This is a genomic window from Pseudomonas sp. KCJK9016, assembly GCF_046231795.1.
Lineage (GTDB): Bacteria > Pseudomonadota > Gammaproteobacteria > Pseudomonadales > Pseudomonadaceae > Aquipseudomonas > Aquipseudomonas bananamidigenes.
Genome location: NZ_JBJJMM010000014.1, coordinates 87306 through 104414, shown reverse-complemented (window position 1 = coordinate 104414; position 17109 = coordinate 87306). Strand labels below are relative to the sequence as shown.

The window sequence follows — 17109 nt, the reverse complement described above, 5'->3', positions numbered from 1 at the left end:
CAGCGGGAGGCAGAGGTATTGATGACGCTGATCTTCGCCTCATTGCCTCCCGCGCCGGGCTTCAGACCTTTGGCATCGTCGCAATCATCGACGGCCGCTGGCTCACTTCGAAGTACCAGTGGGCCAGTTGCGGGTTGGCCTCACGCCAGCCGAAATCCGCAAAGCGCAGATCCAGATAGCCCAACGCACAGGCCACGCTGATCGCGGCGATGTCGAAATGGCTGGTCAGTTCGGCAATGGCGTCGTGCTCCAGCAGCGCCAGGGTGCGGCGGATCTTGTCGCGCTGGGCTTCGAGCCATTCGTCCCAGTGCTTCTCCGGGGCGCGCAGCACTTGCTCGTAACGCACCATGACGGAGGCGTCCATGATCCCGTCGGCCATCGAGGCCAGGGTCAGGCGCCGCCAGCGGGCCGAACCGTCCCGAGGGATCAGTGGATTGCCGACGTGCTGGTGGTCGAGGTAGTCGAGGATCACTCGGCTGTCATGGATGACGTTGCCGTCGGCCAGACGCAGTGCGGGGATCTTGCCCAGCGGGTTGTCCTGGTTCAGCGCAGCATCGGGACTGACCGGTGTCAGGACGCACTCCTGCAGGGCGACGCGATCCTGCTGGCCGGTCTCGTGCAGCAGCACCATGACTTTGCGCACGAACGGGGACAGGGTGTTGTGGAACAGGGTCATGCTGGGAGCGGACATCGGCAGGGTCTCGGTCAAGGGCAATGAACGGGCAGCATAGCGCGTTACCCGTCAGGCTCAAGCCAATCAGCGCCGTTGCAACAGACCGCGCAAGGCGAGTGCGGCCGGCACGCCCAGACCGATCCAGCTCAAGCCGTCCCAGATTCCGTCGCCCAGCAGTGCGGCGAACAGCCCCGCCGCGCTGAGTAACGCGATCACCAGCGGTGTGCTGAAGACTTTCCAGAAGTTCGACTGACGCGGTTTCATGTCGAAGCCTCCGCCGTTTCCGGCACCGGTCTTGCCGCCTTGCGCCGCACCAGCCACAAGTACACACCGCTGCCGAGGACGATGATGGTCAGCACATCGAGAGTGGCCCAGAGGATCTTCATCGGCATGCCGCCGTAGTCGCCAAAGTGCAGCGGTTGGGACATGCCCATGGCGTCCATGTACCACGGTCGCTCGGCCACCGCCGTAACCTGCAGGGTGCTGGCGTCGATCAGCACCGGCGTCAGCAAATGCGAAGTCAGGTGGGTGCCGCCCTTCATGAACACCGAGTAATGGTGCTCGCTGGAAAACCGCGTGCCGGGGAACGCGATGAAGTCCGGTTTCATCCCCGGTGCGACTTCGCCGGCGATGTCCAGCAGGCGGGTGGCAGGGGCGAGGTGAGTCAGCGGTGGGGCATCGCGGTAGGGCGCGATCATGGCGTTGAGCGAGTCGTTGCGCCAGGCCACGATGATCAGGTCGGCACAGGCGCTGATCACCCCGGTGACGCCGACCACCAGCGCCCAGGTCAGGGTCACCACGCCGATTAGATTGTGCAGGTCGAGCCAGCGCAGCCGGGTGGATTTGTCCCCGCGCACGGTGCCGAAATCCAGGCGACGCATGAACGGCAGGTACAACACCGTCCCGGACACGATCGCCAGCACGAACAGCACGCCCATGAACGCCAGCAGCAACTTGCCCGGCAGGCCTGCGAACATGTCGACGTGCAGACGCAGGATGAACAGCATCAGCCCGCCGTTGGCCGAGGGCGTTTCCAGCGCTTCACCGGTGCGGGCGTCGAGCATGAAGGTGTGCGAGGAATTCGGCTCGGTGCCGGCGGTTTTCGCCATGATCGTCAACACGGCGTTGGGCTCGTCGTCTTCGAAACCGAAGTACTGCACGACTTCGCCGGGGCGATGGGCCTCTGCGGCTTTAACCAGTTGCGCCAGGTCGAGGTGCGGTGTGTTGGCCGGCATCTCCCGCACTTCGGGGGCGTCACCGAGCAGATGCTCGATCTCATGATGAAAGATCAGCGGCAGGCCGGTCAGGGCCAATAGCAGCAAAAACACGGTGCAGATCAGGCTGGTCCAGGTGTGGACGAACGACCAGCGGCGGATTGTTTTACTTTTCATTTCATGACCTTCAAAAACACCAAAGCCGTCCACGAGGGACGGCCTGGTTGCGGCACCTGTTTCAGCTCAAGCCATTACCATTTGTAGGTGGCACTGGCGACGACGCTGCGCTGGTCGCCGTAGTAGCAGTAGAAGCTGTCGCAGGTGGAAATGTAGTCCTTGTCGAACAGGTTGGTGGCGTTGATTGCCACCGATGCGCCTTTGAGGCTGTTGTCCAGACGACCGAGATCGTAATGCACGCTGGCATCGAACACGGTGTAGGCATCCGCCTTGCCCAGCCAGGTGTTGGCCTTGTCGCCGTAGGTGTTGCCGGTGTAACGCACGCCACCACCGATACCGAAACCATCGAACACGCCACTGTGCCAGGTGTAGTCGGTCCACAGCGAAGCCTGCTGGTTCGGCATCAGTTGCAGGCGATTGCCCTTGTCGACGCCGTTCTGCACTTCGGACTTGGCCAGGGTGTAGGCGGCGATGACTTTCAGGTTATCGGTGACATCGGAGGTGGCTTCCAGCTCCAGACCCTTGACCTTCACTTCGCCGGTCTGGCTGGTGATCGATACGCCGTTGACGAACGAGCTTACCGAAACGTTTTTCTGGGTCAGGTCATACACCGCAGCGCTGAGCAGGGTTTTGCTGCCCGGTGGCTGGTATTTGATCCCCAGTTCCCACTGTTTGCCTTCGGTCGGCTTGAGCGATTCCGTGGAGGACGCGTCGGCGCCACTGGTGGGCTGGAAGGACTCGGCGTAGGAAAGGTACGGCACGAAGCCCGAGTCGAACACGTAGCTCAGTGCGGCGTTGCCGCTGAAAGCCTTGTCACGATCGGTGTTGGTCGCATCGCCCTTGTTGATGAACTTCGTACCGGTGTGCACCCAGTCTTCACGACCGCCGAGGGTCAGGCGCCACTGGTCGAGGGCCATCTGGTCCTGCACATACAGGCCGGTCTGGTTGGTCTTCTGCTCATAGTCGTAGAACGCGGTGGAGCGCGCCGGACGCACGATCGGCTGACCGTAAATCGGGTTGAGCACGTTGGTGGTCAGGCCGTCACCGAAGATCGAGGTGTAGTTGTTGTTGCTGCGCTGGTGATCCAGACCCAGCAACAGCGTGTGGCGGATGTCGCCGGTGGCAAAGTCGGCCTGGAAGTTGTTGTCCACGGCGAACTGGCTGATGTCCTCATTGACACTGGTGCTGGTGCGGCCGACGTTGCCGGCGTTGTCCACCTGAGTGTACGGGTACGAACCCGGGGTCAGGCTCTGGAACGACAGCTCCGACTTGGTGTAGCGCAGGTTCTGCTTGAACTGCCACACATCGTTCAGGCGATGTTCGAAGGCATAGCCCAGCGCGTAGTAAGTGCGGTCGTAGTATTCCCAGTCCGGATCGCCAAGATTCTTGTGATGGGAAACCTTGCCGAACGGCATGTCGATCTTGGTGCCCTGCACCGGCAGGAACTGGCTGGTGATTCCGGTATCGTCGCGGGTGAACTGGGTCAGCAGCGTGAATCTGGTGTCGTCGTCGATGTTCCAGGTCAGGCTCGGCGCGATGTTGTAGCGCTTGTTATCGACATGATCGACCTGCGTGCCGCTGTCGCGCACCACACCGCTGAGGCCGTAGAGAAACTGCCCGGCGTCGTCGATCTTGCCCGTGCTGGCGAAGTTGATCTGACGGTGATTGTCGCTGCCGTACTGCAACTGGATTTCACTGCTCTGCACATCGCTTGGGCGGCGGCTGACCATGTCCAGCAGACCACCCGGCGGGGTCTGGCCGTAAACCGACGAGGCCGGGCCGCGGAGCAGGGCGAGGCGGTCGAGGTTCCAGGTTTCCTGTTTCGGGTTGGCGTACACGCCTTTGGGCAGTGGCAGGCCGTCGAGGAACTGGGTCGGTTCGAAACCGCGCACTCTCAGCCAGTCGGAGCGGGTGTCGCTGCCATAGCTGCTGGCGGTGATGCCCGGCATGTAGCGCACGGCGTCATCGAGGCTGTGGACGCTGCGATCGTCCATCTGCTGGCGGGTGGCGACGGAGATCGAGCGCGGTGCTTCGACCAGCGCGGTATCGGTCTTGGTGCCGGCGGCGGTGCGAGTGGCGGTGTAGCCCTCGACCGGGCCCCAGGCACTTTCCATGTTTTCCACACTGATCACGGAAGTTTCGGGCAACGCCAACACGCCATCCGGCACGGCAACCAGCGAGTAGGTTCCGGCGCTGCTCTGTTGCAGTTGCAGACCGGTTCCCAGCAGGGCTGCGCGCAGGGCCCCCACCGCGTCATATTGGCCGTTGACCGGGGCCGAGGTCTTGCCTGCGGCCAGCGCCGGGCTCAGCGACAGCGCAAGGCCGCCCTGGCTGGCGATCTGATTGAGGGTGGTCGCCAGTGGTGCGGCCGGCAGGTTGTAGGCGCGAACGCTCGATGCCTGTTCAGCGGCGATCGACGGGCTGCTGGCCAGCGGTGTGCAGAGGGCAATGGCGACCGCCAGCAAACTGGGGCGCAACAAGGTGTCTAGCGAACGGGACATACGGCGGCTCCTGAATGGAAATATTTCTCAATTGCCTGTGTGCCGGACGAGATTCGAAAAGTGATAGGGCTGGATGAAAATAATTTCGATTAACGGACAGCATGGCGGCTGAAATCAGCTGAAAGTCCGTTTTCAGGGGGAACGGGATTTTTATCGGGGCTTCGGATCAGCCTTGGCCACGGTGACCCACCATGGCGTGTGCTGCTCGATCTGCACCGGCAGGGTCGGTAACAGGGCGTTCAGAGCCTTGTCGGTATCGTGCAGCGGGAAACTGCCGGTGATGCGCAAATCGGCGACTTCCGGCGCGACACCCAGATGGCCTCGACGATAGCGGCCGAGTTCGTGCACCAGATCGGCCAGGCGCGTGTTGTCCACCACCAGCATGCCGCGAGTCCAGGCATCGGCGCCGGGGCTGAGCGTCGCAACCGTGTCCAGCCCGTTGTCGCGAATCAACACTTGCTGGCCTTCGCGCAGGATCTGCTCCTGCGGATCGGATTGCGCGTGTGCGGCGACGGCCGACTGCAGCACGCTCAGGCGCGTACCCTGTTCTTCGCGCTTGACCAGAAACCGCGTGCCCAGCGCACGCATGCGGCCTTCGCGGGTCTCGACAATGAACGGTCGTGCATCGCCATGGCCGGTTTCGATGAGGATTTCGCCGTCCTGCAACACCACCAGCCGCTGTTTGTCATCAAAGCGCACGTCCACGGCGCTGTGGGTGTTGAGATTGATCACGGTGCCGTCCGCCAGCCGCACGGTGCGTTGTTCGCCGGTGGCGGTGCGCTGGTCGGCGAGCCAGTAATCCAGCGGCAGATAGTGTTCTGCGGCGAACAGCGACAGGCCGATCACCGCGACAACACTGGCCAGACCGCTGCCAAGTTTGCGCACACGCCGCCGGATACCTTCGCGCGATTGCAGCAACGCAGCGCGGGCCGGGCCATTAGCCACCTTGAAACGCTGATCGAGCATGCCCAATTGGCGCCAGGCGCGGGCGTGCTCTTCGTGGGCGGCGTGCCACTTGGCGAACTCTTCGTGCTCCAGCGGGCTGCTGGAATCGAGGGTCAATTGCCACGCGATCGCGGCATCCAGCACATGGGTCGGGACGGGTCTTGAGCTGGCCGGGTTCACGTCGGCTCACCGTACAGGGCGATGTAACACTGACGGATGCCCTGGGCCAGATACTGGCGCACGCGCGGCACCGACACGCCGAGCTTGTCGGCGATCTCGGCATGGGTCAGACCATCGAGACGGTTATAGAGGAACGCAGCGCGGGCCTTGGTCGACAATTGGCCGAGCAGGCGGTCGATGGCTTTGAGGTCTTCGAGAATCAGTTGCTGCTCTTCCACCGACGGCTGTTCACCTTCGGGAATCAGCATCAGTTCGGCGAGATAGGCCTGCTCCAGCGCGGCACGACGGAAGTAGTCGAACAGCAGGCCTTTGGCGATCGCCACCAGAAACGCTCGGGGCTCGCGGGGTGTCAGCAGTTCTTCGCGGCCGAGCAGGCGGACGAAGGTGTCCTGGCTCAGGTCTTCTGCACGTTGCGGGCAGGCCACGTTGCGCCGCAGCCAGGCCAGCAGCCAGCTGCGATGGTCGCGATACAACGCACCGACGAGCTCACTGTGAGGGCTTTGGGCTGACGACACGAAGGCACCGACTGGGAAATATTAACCAACGAGAATTGTTCGCGATTGTGGCAGAGGTGGGAATGGTTAGCAATTGGCCACCGGTCGGGTTGTCGGGTGACAGCCCCGGGGCTCAGAACGAATGCGTCTGTTGGCGGCGCTTCCACTGATTCACGCGGTGCTGCAGATTCAGCGGACTGTGGATCTGTTGCTGACGCGCGCGGCTGAACAGAATCAACGCCAGCTCCGCCGTTGCCAAGGCATCGGCGCTGGCATTGTGGCGTTCGAACACATCGAGCCTGAACCAGTTGATCCACTCGTCCAGCCCGGCTTCACGGATGTGCGCCTGCGGACAAACCAGCGGCGCAATGTCGGCTACATCGAGAAATACCTGCTGCAGCTTGTGGCCCAAGTGTTCTTTCATGGCCCGGCCCAACATGTGCTGATCGAACGGTGCATGAAACGCCAGTACCGGACTGTTTCCCATGAATTCCAGCAGGTCGACCAGCGCCTCGGCCGGTTCGCTGCCGGCGGCAATCGCATTCGGCCCCAACCCATGGATCAATACGCTGGGCCCGAGTTTGAGTTCGCGACATTGCAGGGTCCGTTCGAACTGCTGGCCGAAGTCGATGGCGCCGTCCTCGATCACCACCGCGCCAATCGACAGCACCCGATCTTTGTTCAGGTTGAGCCCGGTGGTTTCCAGATCCAGCACGACCCAGCGCTGTTCGCGCAGGCTGCACTCGCTCAGTTCGCCGATTGCCGGCAGTTGCGCCAGGCGTTGTCGCAGTTCGTCCGGCAGAACGGGGCTGGCCGGACGCAGCCACGAGAACAGGCTCATAGCTGATACCGCAGGGTAAGGCTGCTCTGTAGGCGTTGGGCCTGACGCAGGGATTCGCGCAGGATGCGTCGGTCCAGATGATTGAGGCTGTCGGGATCGACCCGGTTCGAATACGGCAGGTTTGCCCGTGTCTGTAACTGATGCTGTTGCAGGCGGGTCTGCTGGATGAAGTGATAGGCCTCTTCGTATGCCGCGCCATCCAGCCGGTCGATGACTTCTTTGTTCACCAGTTGGCGAAAGCGTTCGAGGGTATTGTTGGCGTCGATGCCGTTGGCCAGCGCCAACAGGCGGGCCCCGTCGACAAACGGGGTCAAGCCCTGGATCTTCAGGTCCAGCGTGGCTTTCTCGCCGTTCTTTTTCGTCAGCACGAACTCACGGAAACGCCCCACTGGAGGACGGTTGCGCAAGGCGTTCTCGGCCATCATCCGCTGGAACAAACGATTGTCGCCGACCTGATCGAGAATGCCCCGGCGCAGTTGCGCACAGCCCTGCTCGTCGCCCCAGACCACCCGTAGATCGAAATAAATGCTGGAGCCCAGCAGGTTTTCCGGCGTCGCTTCGCGGATGAACGCGGCAAAGCGCCGGGCCCATTCGGCGCGGGACAGACACAATTGCGGATTGCCGGCCATGACGTTGCCCTTGCACAGGGTGAAGCCGCATTGCGCCAGGCTGTTATTGATCTGTTGCGCAATGGGCAACAATTTGCCGCGAATCTCCGCGGCATGCGCGGCATCCCGGGCTTCGAACAGAATGCCGTTGTCCTGATCGGTGTGCAGGGTCTGCTCGCGCCGGCCTTCGCTGCCGAAGCACAGCCAACTGAACGGCACACCGGGGTCGCCTTTATCGGCGAGGGTCAGCTCGATCACCCGGCACACGGTGTGATCGTTGAGCAGGGTGATGATGTGGGTGATCTGGGTCGAGGACGCACCGTGAGCCAGCATGCGCTCCACCAGCTGGCCGATCTCGCCACGCAGGTTTACCAGTTGCTCGATCCGTTGGGCGCTGCGGATGGTGCGCGCCAAGTGCACCAGATCGACCCGTTGCAGCGAAAACAGATCCCGTTCGGAAACCACGCCGCACAATCGCTGATCCTTGACCAGGCAAACGTGGGCGATGTGCCGCTCGGTCATCGCAATCGCCGCGTCGAAGGCGCTGTGATCCGGCGACAGATAAAACGGCGAGGGCGTCATGTGGCGTTCGATGGGGTCGCTGAAATCACCAATGCCTTCAGCCACCACATGACGCAGGTCGCGCAGGGTGAAAATCCCCAGCGGCGCCTTGTGCTCATCCACTGCGACGATGCTGCCGACCTGTTGTTCATGCATCAGCTTCACCGCTTCACGCAGGGGAGTCGAAGGGCTGCAGGTCACTGGATGACGCATGGCCAATTCGCCGAGACGGGTATTGAGCGAATACTGCGTGCCGAGGGTTTCCACGGCCTTCTGCTGCACCTGTTGGTTGACCTGATCCAGCAGGCTGCTCACCCCGCGCAGGGCGAAATCGCGGAAAGTATTGGAGAGGGCGAACAGCTTGATGAACGCCGGTTTGTTCAGTTGCAGGCAGAAGGTGTCTTCGCCGGCCAGGTGGGCGGTGCGGGTCGCTCGCTCGCCGAGCAGGGCGGCCAGGGGAAAACATTCGCCGGAAGTGATTTCAAACGTGGTTTCGGTGCCGCCCTTGGCCGTGTGCGGACGCTCACCGACGACCCGGCCCTGCTTGACGATGTAGAAGTGTTCGACCGGCCCGTCGGCGGGTTTGATGATCGTCTCGCCCTGAGCGTAAAAACGCAGTTGGCACTGCTCCACCAGATAGGCGAGGTGGGCGTGTTCCATCTGATTGAAAGGGGGGAAGCGCTGAAGGAATTGCAATGTGCCCTGAATGTTTTGCAACACCGCGGTTTTCCCTGCCTGGGTGAAGGCGTCCGCTTTACTCATAACCATTACCGCAGTCTTTTTCGAATTGTTGTTATTGGATCGTTGCAGCCATGGTCGGCTCCCGGGCGCGGGGTGCCCATTGGACGTAAGTCTAGGTTTTCACGACCGTCGGGCGGTTTCGGACATACCCTACAGAAATACTCGGAATTTCCTCGGTTCGCCTATTGGAAAAGTTTCCGACGAAGTGCACATTGAAGCTCTGCCCTGCGATGTCTGACCACTGTGCCAGAGGATCGATTTCGAGAATGTAGAGAACGCCATGTCCGACCACGATATTTTGAGCGACGCCGAACAGGAGGCGCTGCGGGAGCTGATGTTCGAGCCCGAATTGCCTCCTCAGCGGGTTTTGATCGTCGATGACGACAAGGACGCTCGAGAACTGCTGGCGGATATTCTCGGTCTGGACGGCATTGACTGCGTAACGGCCGCCAGCGGCGAAGAAGCGCTGAGGATGCTGATGCCCGATACGGATAACCGGCGAAGGATCGGGCTGGTGATCACTGACCTGCGCATGGGGAATGTGGGAGGGCTGGAACTGATCCGGCGGGTGCGGGAATCTGAACGCGCCGCACTGCCGATCATCATTGTCTCCGGCGATGCATCGGTGAAGGATGCCATTGCGGCAATGCACCTCAGCGTGGTGGATTTTCTGCTCAAGCCGATTGATACGGCGAAGTTGCTGGGGCTGGTCAAACATGAATTGGGGATCGAGCCCTGGGGATAGCGGCCCAAAAGAAAAAGCCCTGATCGAAGGATCAGGGCTTTTTCATTTCCGGCATCAGCGCAGGTTACAGGCCGTTGGCAGCCTTGAACTCGCGACGACGACGGTGCAGGACCGGCTCGGTGTAGCCGTTCGGCTGTTTGGTGCCTTCGATCACCAATTCGACCGCCGCCTGGAAGGCGATGTTGCTGTCGAAGTTCGGGGCCAGCGGACGGTACAGCGGGTCGTTGGCGTTCTGACGGTCGACCACCGGCGCCATGCGCTTGAGGCTTTCCATCACTTGCGCTTCGGTCACGATGCCGTGGCGCAGCCAATTGGCAATGTGTTGGCTGGAGATACGCAGCGTTGCACGGTCTTCCATCAGGCCGACGTCGTTGATGTCCGGCACTTTCGAGCAACCCACGCCCTGATCGATCCAGCGCACCACGTAACCGAGAATGCCCTGGGCGTTGTTGTCCAGTTCGTTCTTGATCTGCTCCGGCGTCCAGTTCGGGTTGACCGCCAGCGGAATGGTCAGGATGTCATCGACCGAAGCGCGGGCACGTTTGGCCAGCTCGGCCTGACGGGCGAACACGTCGACCTTGTGGTAGTGCAGCGCGTGCAACGCAGCGGCGGTTGGCGACGGAACCCAGGCAGTGTTGGCGCCGGCCAGCGGGTGAGCGATTTTCTGTTCCAGCATCGCTGCCATCAGGTCGGGCATCGCCCACATGCCTTTACCGATTTGTGCACGACCCTGCAGGCCGGTGCTCAGACCGATATCGACGTTCCAGTTCTCGTAGGCGCCGATCCACTTCTCGGCCTTCATGTCGGCCTTGCGCACCATCGGGCCGGCTTCCATGGAGGTGTGGATTTCGTCGCCGGTGCGGTCGAGGAAACCGGTATTGATGAATACCACACGCTCGCTGGCCGCCTGGATACAGGCCTTGAGGTTGACCGTGGTACGGCGTTCCTCGTCCATGATCCCGACTTTCAGGGTGTTGCGCTTGAGGCCCAGCACGTCTTCGATGCGACCGAACAGCTCGTTGGTGAACGCTGCTTCTTCCGGGCCGTGCATCTTCGGTTTGACGATGTAGACCGAACCGGTGCGGGTGTTCTTGCGCGAGGTGTTGCCGCTCAGGTTATGCATCGCCGCCAGGCAAGTCACCAGACCGTCGAGGATGCCTTCCGGCACTTCATTGCCGTGTTTGTCGAGGATCGCGTCGATGGTCATCAGGTGACCGACGTTGCGCACGAACAGCAGCGAGCGACCGTGCAGCGTCAGTTCGCTGCCGTCGACTCTGGTGTAGGTGCGATCCGGGTTCATGGTACGGGTGAAGGTCTGGCCGCCCTTGGTGACGGATTCCGCCAGGTCGCCCTTCATCAGGCCCAGCCAGTTGCGGTAGATCACCACCTTGTCGTCGGCATCGACGGCGGCGACGGAGTCTTCGCAGTCCATGATGGTGGTCAGTGCCGCTTCCATCAGGATGTCTTTGACGCCGGCGGCGTCGGTCTGGCCGACCGGGGTGCTGGCGTCGATCTGAATTTCGAAATGCAGACCGTTGTTCTTCAGCAGGATCGCGATCGGTGCCGATGCGTCGCCCTGGAAACCGATCAGTTGTGCGTCGTTGCGCAGGCCGCTGTTGCTGCCGCCCTTGAGGGTGACGACCAGTTTGCCGTCAGCAATCTTGTAACCGGTGGAATCGACGTGGGAGCCGGCGGCCAGTGGTGCCGCTTCGTCGAGGAAGGCGCGGGCGAAGGCGATGACCTTGTCGCCGCGCACCTTGTTGTAGCCTTTGCCTTTTTCCGCGCCGCCGGCTTCGCTGATGGCGTCGGTGCCATACAGGGCGTCGTACAGCGAGCCCCAGCGGGCGTTCGAGGCGTTGAGGGCGAAGCGGGCGTTCATCACCGGAACCACGAGTTGCGGGCCGGCGGTACGGGCGATTTCGTCATCGACGTTTTGCGTCGTTGCCTGGAAATCAGCCGCTTCTGGCAGCAGATAACCGATCTCTTGCAGGAAGGCTTTGTAGGCCACGGCGTCGTGCGGCTGACCGGCACGGCTCTGGTGCCAGCCATCGATACGGGCCTGGAAGTCGTCGCGTTTGGCGAGTAGGGCTTTGTTCTTCGGCGCCAGGTCGTGAATGACCTTGTCGGCACCTTCCCAGAATTTGTCGGCGGTGAGGCCGGTACCGGGAATGGCTTCGTTGTTCACGAAGTCGAACAGGACTTTGGCGACCTGCAGGCCACCGACTTGAACGTGTTCAGTCATTGCTTGCCTCACTCTGCTCAGCTATTTCGCTTTTCAGCTCTTCAATTTAACAATGAAGCCTCTGGCCATTTAAACCACAAACCCCTCGACCAGTACATGCCATCGCTGGCGGCTGGGCTGGGACCAATCAACGGCTTGGGGGCCTTGCTGACGGGGCTTTCAGGGTTGCGAACGTGCCTTGGGCAGACATCGATCCAACGTTATGTAGTGCGCGCTGCGGCATACTACATGATGAGTTGCGGTTGTGAAAATCAGACTAATTACGTCGTTCTGCGACCCCATGACGCATTGCGGTCACGGCGCGGAACGGGATGTTCTCAAAAAACCAATGGATTGTTCCAGCTAAATATAAAAAGTTGTACACGATTTGTGATTTCGAGCGTCTGAGGCGCCGGTCGAACGCTTGCCTATACTTGGTTTTCCACTACAAGCGTCATGAGAAGAGGGCTGCGCCATGGATCACCTCGTACTCACCGTCTTCGCGCCGGACAAGCCCGGACAGGTCGAGCGCATCGCCCAATGCATCGCCGAGCACGGCGGCAACTGGCTGGAAAGCCGTATGTCGCGGATGGCCGGGCAGTTCGCCGGGATTCTGCGGGTCGGTGTGCCGGCGGAGGCTTACGACGAATTAGTCGATGCCTTACAGGCGCTGTCGGCACAGGGCATTCGTGTCCTGGTGGCCGAAAGCGGAATCGAACAGGCGTGCACCTGGAAACCGATTGCCATGGAACTGGTGGGGAATGATCGGCCGGGCATCGTCCGGGATATCACCCGGTTGCTGAGTGAGCAGGGCGTGAACCTCGAACGGCTGGTGACCGAAGTGCGTCCGGCGCCGATGAGCAGCGAGCCGTTGTTTCATGCCGAGGCGATTCTGGCCTTGCCGCTCACCTTGTCGCTGGACGTGTTGAAATCACGTCTGGAGACCCTGGCTGATGACTTGATGGTGGAATTGAGTTTGCGTGCAGAGGAATGAAACGTCGTGGCAGGTTATCCAGTGATAACGTGCATCCGCTTGTGGATAACCTGTAGAGACTGCCTTCCAGGCCACGTCCGCCGTGGCTTTGCCAAGATTGATCAAAAAACCGCCAGCATTCAGTGACTTGCGCACAAACGGCGGGGATCACGCTGTGGATAACCTTGGGAAGGAACGGTGCAGGCCACGAGAACCGTGGCCTGTGGAGAGTTGTTTGTTTTTTGATCAGCTGCGCCGGCGCAGACTTATCCACGCATCGACGCTGTACACCGCCAGACCGGCCCAGATAAACATGAACGCAATCAGCGTGCTGGACGACAAGTGCTCGCCGAACAGCAGCACGGCTTGCAGCAGCACCAGGGTCGGCGCCAGATACTGGAGGAAACCGAGGGTGGTGTAAGGCAGGTGTCGTGCGGCCGCGTTGAAGCAGACCAGCGGAATGAGCGTCACCGGACCGGCCGCCACCAGCCACCAGGCTTCGGAGGTGGTCCAGAACGCGGCCTGGGCGCTGGTAGCGGTCGGATTCAGCAGCAGCCACGCGAGGGCAATCGGCACCAGCATCCAGGTTTCCACCACCAGCCCCGGCAACGCCTTGACCGGCGCCTGTTTGCGGATCAGCCCGTAGAAACCGAAGGTCAGCGCCAGCACCAGCGACACCCACGGCAGACTGCCGACCTGCCATACCTGCTGTGCTACACCCACGGCGGCCAGGCCGACGGCGATCCACTGCATCCGCCGCAGACGCTCGCCGAGGATCAGCATGCCCAGCAGCACGTTAACCAATGGGTTGATGTAGTAACCCAGACTCGCTTCAAGCATCCGACCGTTGTTCACCGACCACACATAAGTCAGCCAGTTGGCCGCGATCAACGTGCCGCTGAGCGCGAGAATCGCCAGACGTTTCGGATTGTCGCGCAGTTCCTGCCACCAGCCCGGATGTTTCCAGACCAGCAGCAACAGCCCGCCGAACAGCGCAGACCACAGCACGCGGTGAATGATGATCTCCACTGCCGGCACTTCGGCGATGGCTTTGAAGTAAAGCGGGAAAAGGCCCCAGATGATGTAGGCACTCAGGCCCAGAATGTACCCGCGGCGCGGGTTGGCGGCTTGCATGCAGAGTCCTTGCTCAGGCAACTGACAAAGCGGTGATTGTACGGGCAGTTGTATAGACGTGTCGTGTCAGAAAAGCTTCAACGGCTCTTCACTCAATGCCGCCAGCTGTTCGCGCAACGCCAGCACCTGATCACCCCAATAACGCTCGCTGCCGAACCACGGAAAACTGTGGGGGAATGCCGGATCGTCCCAGCGTCGGGCCAGCCAGGCGCTGTAGTGCATCAGGCGCAGAGCGCGCAGCGGTTCGATCAGCGCCAGTTCGCGCGGATCGAAATCATGGAATTCGTTGTAACCGTCCATCAATTCCGACAGCTGTACGAGACATTCCTGACGGTCGCCGGCGAGCATCATCCAGATGTCCTGCACCGCCGGGCCCATGCGGCAGTCGTCGAGGTCGACGATGTGGAACATCTCGTCGCGGCACATCATGTTGCCGGGGTGGCAGTCGCCGTGCATGCGGATGTTCTGGTGCGGCGTGGCGGCGTAGATGTCCTCCACCCGCTTGAGCAGGTCGCGGGCGACGGACTCGTAGGCCGGCAGCAGGCTCTTGGGGATGAAGTTGCCTTCCAGCAAAGTGCGCAGCGAGTCATGGCCGAAGTTCTTCACGGCAAGCGCTTCGCGGTGTTCGAAAGGCCTGTTTTCTCCGACCGCGTGCATGCGCCCGAGCAGCTGGCCGAGACGATACAACTGATCGAGATTGCCCGGCTCCGGCGCCCGGCCACCGCGTCGGGGAAACAGGGTGAAACGAAAACCGGCGTGTTCGTGCAGGGTCTGGCCGTTGTGGACAAGTGGCGCCACCACCGGGATCTCGACGTCCGCCAGTTCGAAGGTGAACCGGTGTTCTTCGAGAATGGCTTCGTTGCTCCAGCGCTGCGGGCGATAGAACTTGGCGATCAGCGGTTCGGCGTCTTCGATGCCGATCTGATAGACGCGGTTTTCGTAACTGTTGAGCGCCAGGATGCGCGCGTCGCTGAGAAAACCGATGCTCTCGACGGCATCGAGCACGAGGTCTGGGGTGAGGGTTTCAAACGGGTGGGCCATGCTGACTCCTGCGCGCGGCAGGCTGCCGCGTCCGGCCCAGCATGGTAGCGCAGACGGGCTGTCTTGAGGGGGATCGTTCCCGTGCAGGGCACGGGAACGATTAAAGCGTCGCAGAATCAGGCGCCGATGATCCCGCCATCCTCGCGGGTAATCGCCATCACCGAAGAGCGCGGCTTGCCGTTCGGCAAATGCTCGGGGAAGGTCGAACCGCCGTTCTCGCCCGGATGCTGAATCCCGACAAACAGAGTTTTCTGGTCAGGCGAGAAGGCGATCCCGGTGACCTCGCAACCGATCGGCCCGACCATGAAGCGGCGAATCTCGCCGGTCCCGGGGTCGGCGCAGAGCATCTGGTTGTTGCCCATCCCGGCAAAATCCCCGGCGTTGCTCGAATCACCGTCGGTGAGAATCCACAGTCGGCCCGCCTTGTCGAAGCCGAGGCCGTCCGGGCTGTTGAACATGTTCTGCGGGGTGATATTCGACGAGCCGCCTTTCGGTGTACCGGCGTGCACGCTCGGGTTGCCGGCCACCACGAACAGATCCCAGCCGAAAGTCTTCGAACCGTGATCGTCGCGGTCGGTGCGCCAACGCAGGATCTGCCCGTAGACGTTCTTCGCGCGCGGGTTCGGGCCACCCACCGGTTGCCCGTCTTCGCCGCGTTTGGCGTTGTTGGTCAGGGTGCAATAGACCTGGCCGTCTTTCGGGCTGACCACGATCCACTCCGGACGGTCCATGCGTGTGGCGCCGACCACGCTGGCTGCCAGGCGTGCGTGGATCAGCACCTCTGCCTGATCGGCAAAACCGCTGCTGGCGTCGATGCCGTTCTTGCCGTGGGTCAGCTCGATCCACTGGCCCTGGCCTTTTGGATGGTCCGGATTGCCGTCGCCCGCGTCGAACTTCGCCACGTACAGGGTGCCGTGATCGAGGATGTCGCGGTTGGCTTTGGCGTTGCGGTAATTGATGCGGTCGCGACTGACGAATTTGTAGATGAACTCGCCGCGTTCGTCGTCGCCCATGTACACCACGGCGCGACCATCGTCGGTCTCGGCCAGGGCGGCGTTTTCGTGTTTGAAGCGACCCAGCGCGGTGCGTTTGACCGGGATCGACTGCGGGTCGAACGGGTCGATTTCCACCACCCAGCCGTGACGGTTCAGCTCGTTCGGGTTCTTCGCCATGTCGAAGCGCGGATCGAACGGATGCCAGTTGATCTCGCGGCTGGCGGCTGTCACGCCGTAGCGTTTCTGCGCCGGGTCGAACTGTTGCTGGGCGTTGCTGCTGCCGAAGCAGTCGGTGAAGTTTTCTTCACAGGTCAGGTAAGTGCCCCACGGTGTCTTGCCGTTGGCGCAGTTCTGGAAGGTGCCGAGGACTTTCCTGCCATGCTTGTCGGCACTGGTTTTCATCAGTTCATGGCCGGCCGCCGGACCGCTGATGCGCAGCGGCGAGTTGCCGTGAATGCGCCGGTTGTAACGTGAGCCCTGGACGAACTGCCACTGGCCGTTCTTGCGCGCCACTTCGATCACCGACACACCTTCGCAGGCCAGCGCCTTGCGCACGTCTTCCGCCGACTGCGGCAGGCCGCCGTGGGGGTAGAGATAGCGGTAGTTGGTGTATTCATTGTTGATCGCCATCAGGGCGCGATTTTTGTCGTCCGGAAAGGCGAACAGGCTCATGCCGTCGTTGTTGTCACCGAACTGCACTTCCTGTGCAGCCGCGGTGCCGTTGCCGCTCGGGTCGAAGGCCGGGCCGTTCTTGTGCAGGGGCTGGCCCCAACTGATCAGCACCGACGAGTTGTAGCCCTTGGGCAGGTGGATGGTGTCAGTAGTGGCGGCCGGAATGCTGTCGAAGCCGAGCAGGCGGCTGTTGCCGGCGCTGACACCGGTGGCCAGCGCGCTACGGCTCAACAGGCTGCCACCGAGGAACATCGCCGCGCCGCACAGTGCGCCGGCACCGATGAAACCGCGACGGCTCATGCCGACCATTTTTTCCAGGTCAGTGGATTGGTTTTCTTCTAATAGGCTCACATCAGGCTCCCTGCTTGGTTTTGGCAGCCACCTTAATGAGAG

Annotated in this window: 14 protein-coding genes; 2 read left to right on the top strand and 12 right to left on the bottom strand. The window is 61.7% G+C overall.

From position 1 onward, the window contains the following. Positions 1 to 61 precede the first annotated feature (61 nt). The 8 genes from ACK6BI_RS15700 to ACK6BI_RS15665 all read right to left on the bottom strand — a co-directional run bounded on the left by ACK6BI_RS15700 (position 62) and on the right by ACK6BI_RS15665 (position 8956). A complete protein-coding gene (locus tag ACK6BI_RS15700) occupies positions 62 to 691 on the bottom strand; it encodes a glutathione S-transferase (protein ID WP_409317779.1) in 630 nt (209 codons plus the stop codon). A 66-nt stretch (positions 692 to 757) separates the two neighbouring features. After that, positions 758 to 937 (bottom strand): hypothetical protein, encoded by a 180-nt coding sequence (locus tag ACK6BI_RS15695; RefSeq protein ID WP_085709174.1) that lies wholly within the window; start codon positions 935 to 937, stop codon positions 758 to 760. After that, complete coding sequence (locus ACK6BI_RS15690) at positions 934 to 2064, bottom strand: PepSY-associated TM helix domain-containing protein (RefSeq protein ID WP_409317778.1); 1131 nt, start codon at positions 2062 to 2064, stop codon at positions 934 to 936. Before ACK6BI_RS15690 ends, ACK6BI_RS15695 begins: the two co-directional genes overlap by 4 nt. A 74-nt stretch (positions 2065 to 2138) precedes the next feature. Continuing rightward, positions 2139 to 4565: a TonB-dependent siderophore receptor gene (locus ACK6BI_RS15685; RefSeq protein ID WP_409317777.1), complete on the bottom strand. Its 2427-nt coding sequence runs from the start codon at positions 4563 to 4565 to the stop codon at positions 2139 to 2141. Positions 4566 to 4715: 150 nt separating this feature from the next. After that, on the bottom strand, positions 4716 to 5690 hold the full coding sequence (locus ACK6BI_RS15680; protein ID WP_409317776.1) for a FecR domain-containing protein: 975 nt from the start codon (positions 5688 to 5690) through the stop codon (positions 4716 to 4718). After that, the gene (locus tag ACK6BI_RS15675; protein WP_409317775.1) at positions 5687 to 6205 is read right to left on the bottom strand and encodes an RNA polymerase sigma factor; all 519 of its coding nucleotides are present in this window, start codon (positions 6203 to 6205) and stop codon (positions 5687 to 5689) included. Before ACK6BI_RS15675 ends, ACK6BI_RS15680 begins: the two co-directional genes overlap by 4 nt. A gap of 112 nt (positions 6206 to 6317) precedes the next feature. Continuing rightward, positions 6318 to 7025: a PolC-type DNA polymerase III gene (locus tag ACK6BI_RS15670; RefSeq protein ID WP_409317774.1), complete on the bottom strand. Its 708-nt coding sequence runs from the start codon at positions 7023 to 7025 to the stop codon at positions 6318 to 6320. Further along, positions 7022 to 8956 carry a putative nucleotidyltransferase substrate binding domain-containing protein gene (locus tag ACK6BI_RS15665; protein WP_409317773.1) on the bottom strand — a complete coding sequence of 645 codons (1935 nt, stop codon included), beginning with the start codon at positions 8954 to 8956 and terminating at the stop codon, positions 7022 to 7024. Before ACK6BI_RS15665 ends, ACK6BI_RS15670 begins: the two co-directional genes overlap by 4 nt. A 259-nt stretch (positions 8957 to 9215) precedes the next feature. On the opposite strand from ACK6BI_RS15665, the gene ACK6BI_RS15660 reads away from it, so the two are divergent. Further along, positions 9216 to 9680 carry a response regulator gene (locus ACK6BI_RS15660; RefSeq protein ID WP_065259096.1) on the top strand — a complete coding sequence of 155 codons (465 nt, stop codon included), beginning with the start codon at positions 9216 to 9218 and terminating at the stop codon, positions 9678 to 9680. 64 nt (positions 9681 to 9744) lie between these two features. On the opposite strand, the gene ACK6BI_RS15655 is transcribed toward ACK6BI_RS15660, so the two are convergent. After that, the gene (locus ACK6BI_RS15655) at positions 9745 to 11922 is read right to left on the bottom strand and encodes a malate synthase G (RefSeq protein WP_409317772.1); all 2178 of its coding nucleotides are present in this window, start codon (positions 11920 to 11922) and stop codon (positions 9745 to 9747) included. Between the two features lie 454 nt (positions 11923 to 12376). Between ACK6BI_RS15655 and ACK6BI_RS15650 the strand changes: the two genes are divergently transcribed. Beyond that, positions 12377 to 12895, top strand: a complete 519-nt coding sequence (locus ACK6BI_RS15650) for a glycine cleavage system protein R (protein WP_065259098.1) — start codon at positions 12377 to 12379, stop codon at positions 12893 to 12895. Between the two features lie 225 nt (positions 12896 to 13120). On the opposite strand, the gene rarD is transcribed toward ACK6BI_RS15650, so the two are convergent. From rarD to ACK6BI_RS15635, 3 genes are all read right to left on the bottom strand, one after another. After that, complete coding sequence (rarD, locus tag ACK6BI_RS15645) at positions 13121 to 14008, bottom strand: EamA family transporter RarD (RefSeq protein WP_409317771.1); 888 nt, start codon at positions 14006 to 14008, stop codon at positions 13121 to 13123. Between the two features lie 66 nt (positions 14009 to 14074). Beyond that, complete coding sequence (locus ACK6BI_RS15640) at positions 14075 to 15049, bottom strand: serine/threonine protein kinase (protein WP_409317770.1); 975 nt, start codon at positions 15047 to 15049, stop codon at positions 14075 to 14077. A gap of 116 nt (positions 15050 to 15165) precedes the next feature. Further along, positions 15166 to 17067, bottom strand: coding sequence for a PhoX family protein (locus tag ACK6BI_RS15635; protein ID WP_409317769.1), 1902 nt, complete (start codon positions 17065 to 17067; stop codon positions 15166 to 15168). Positions 17068 to 17109 lie beyond the last annotated feature (42 nt).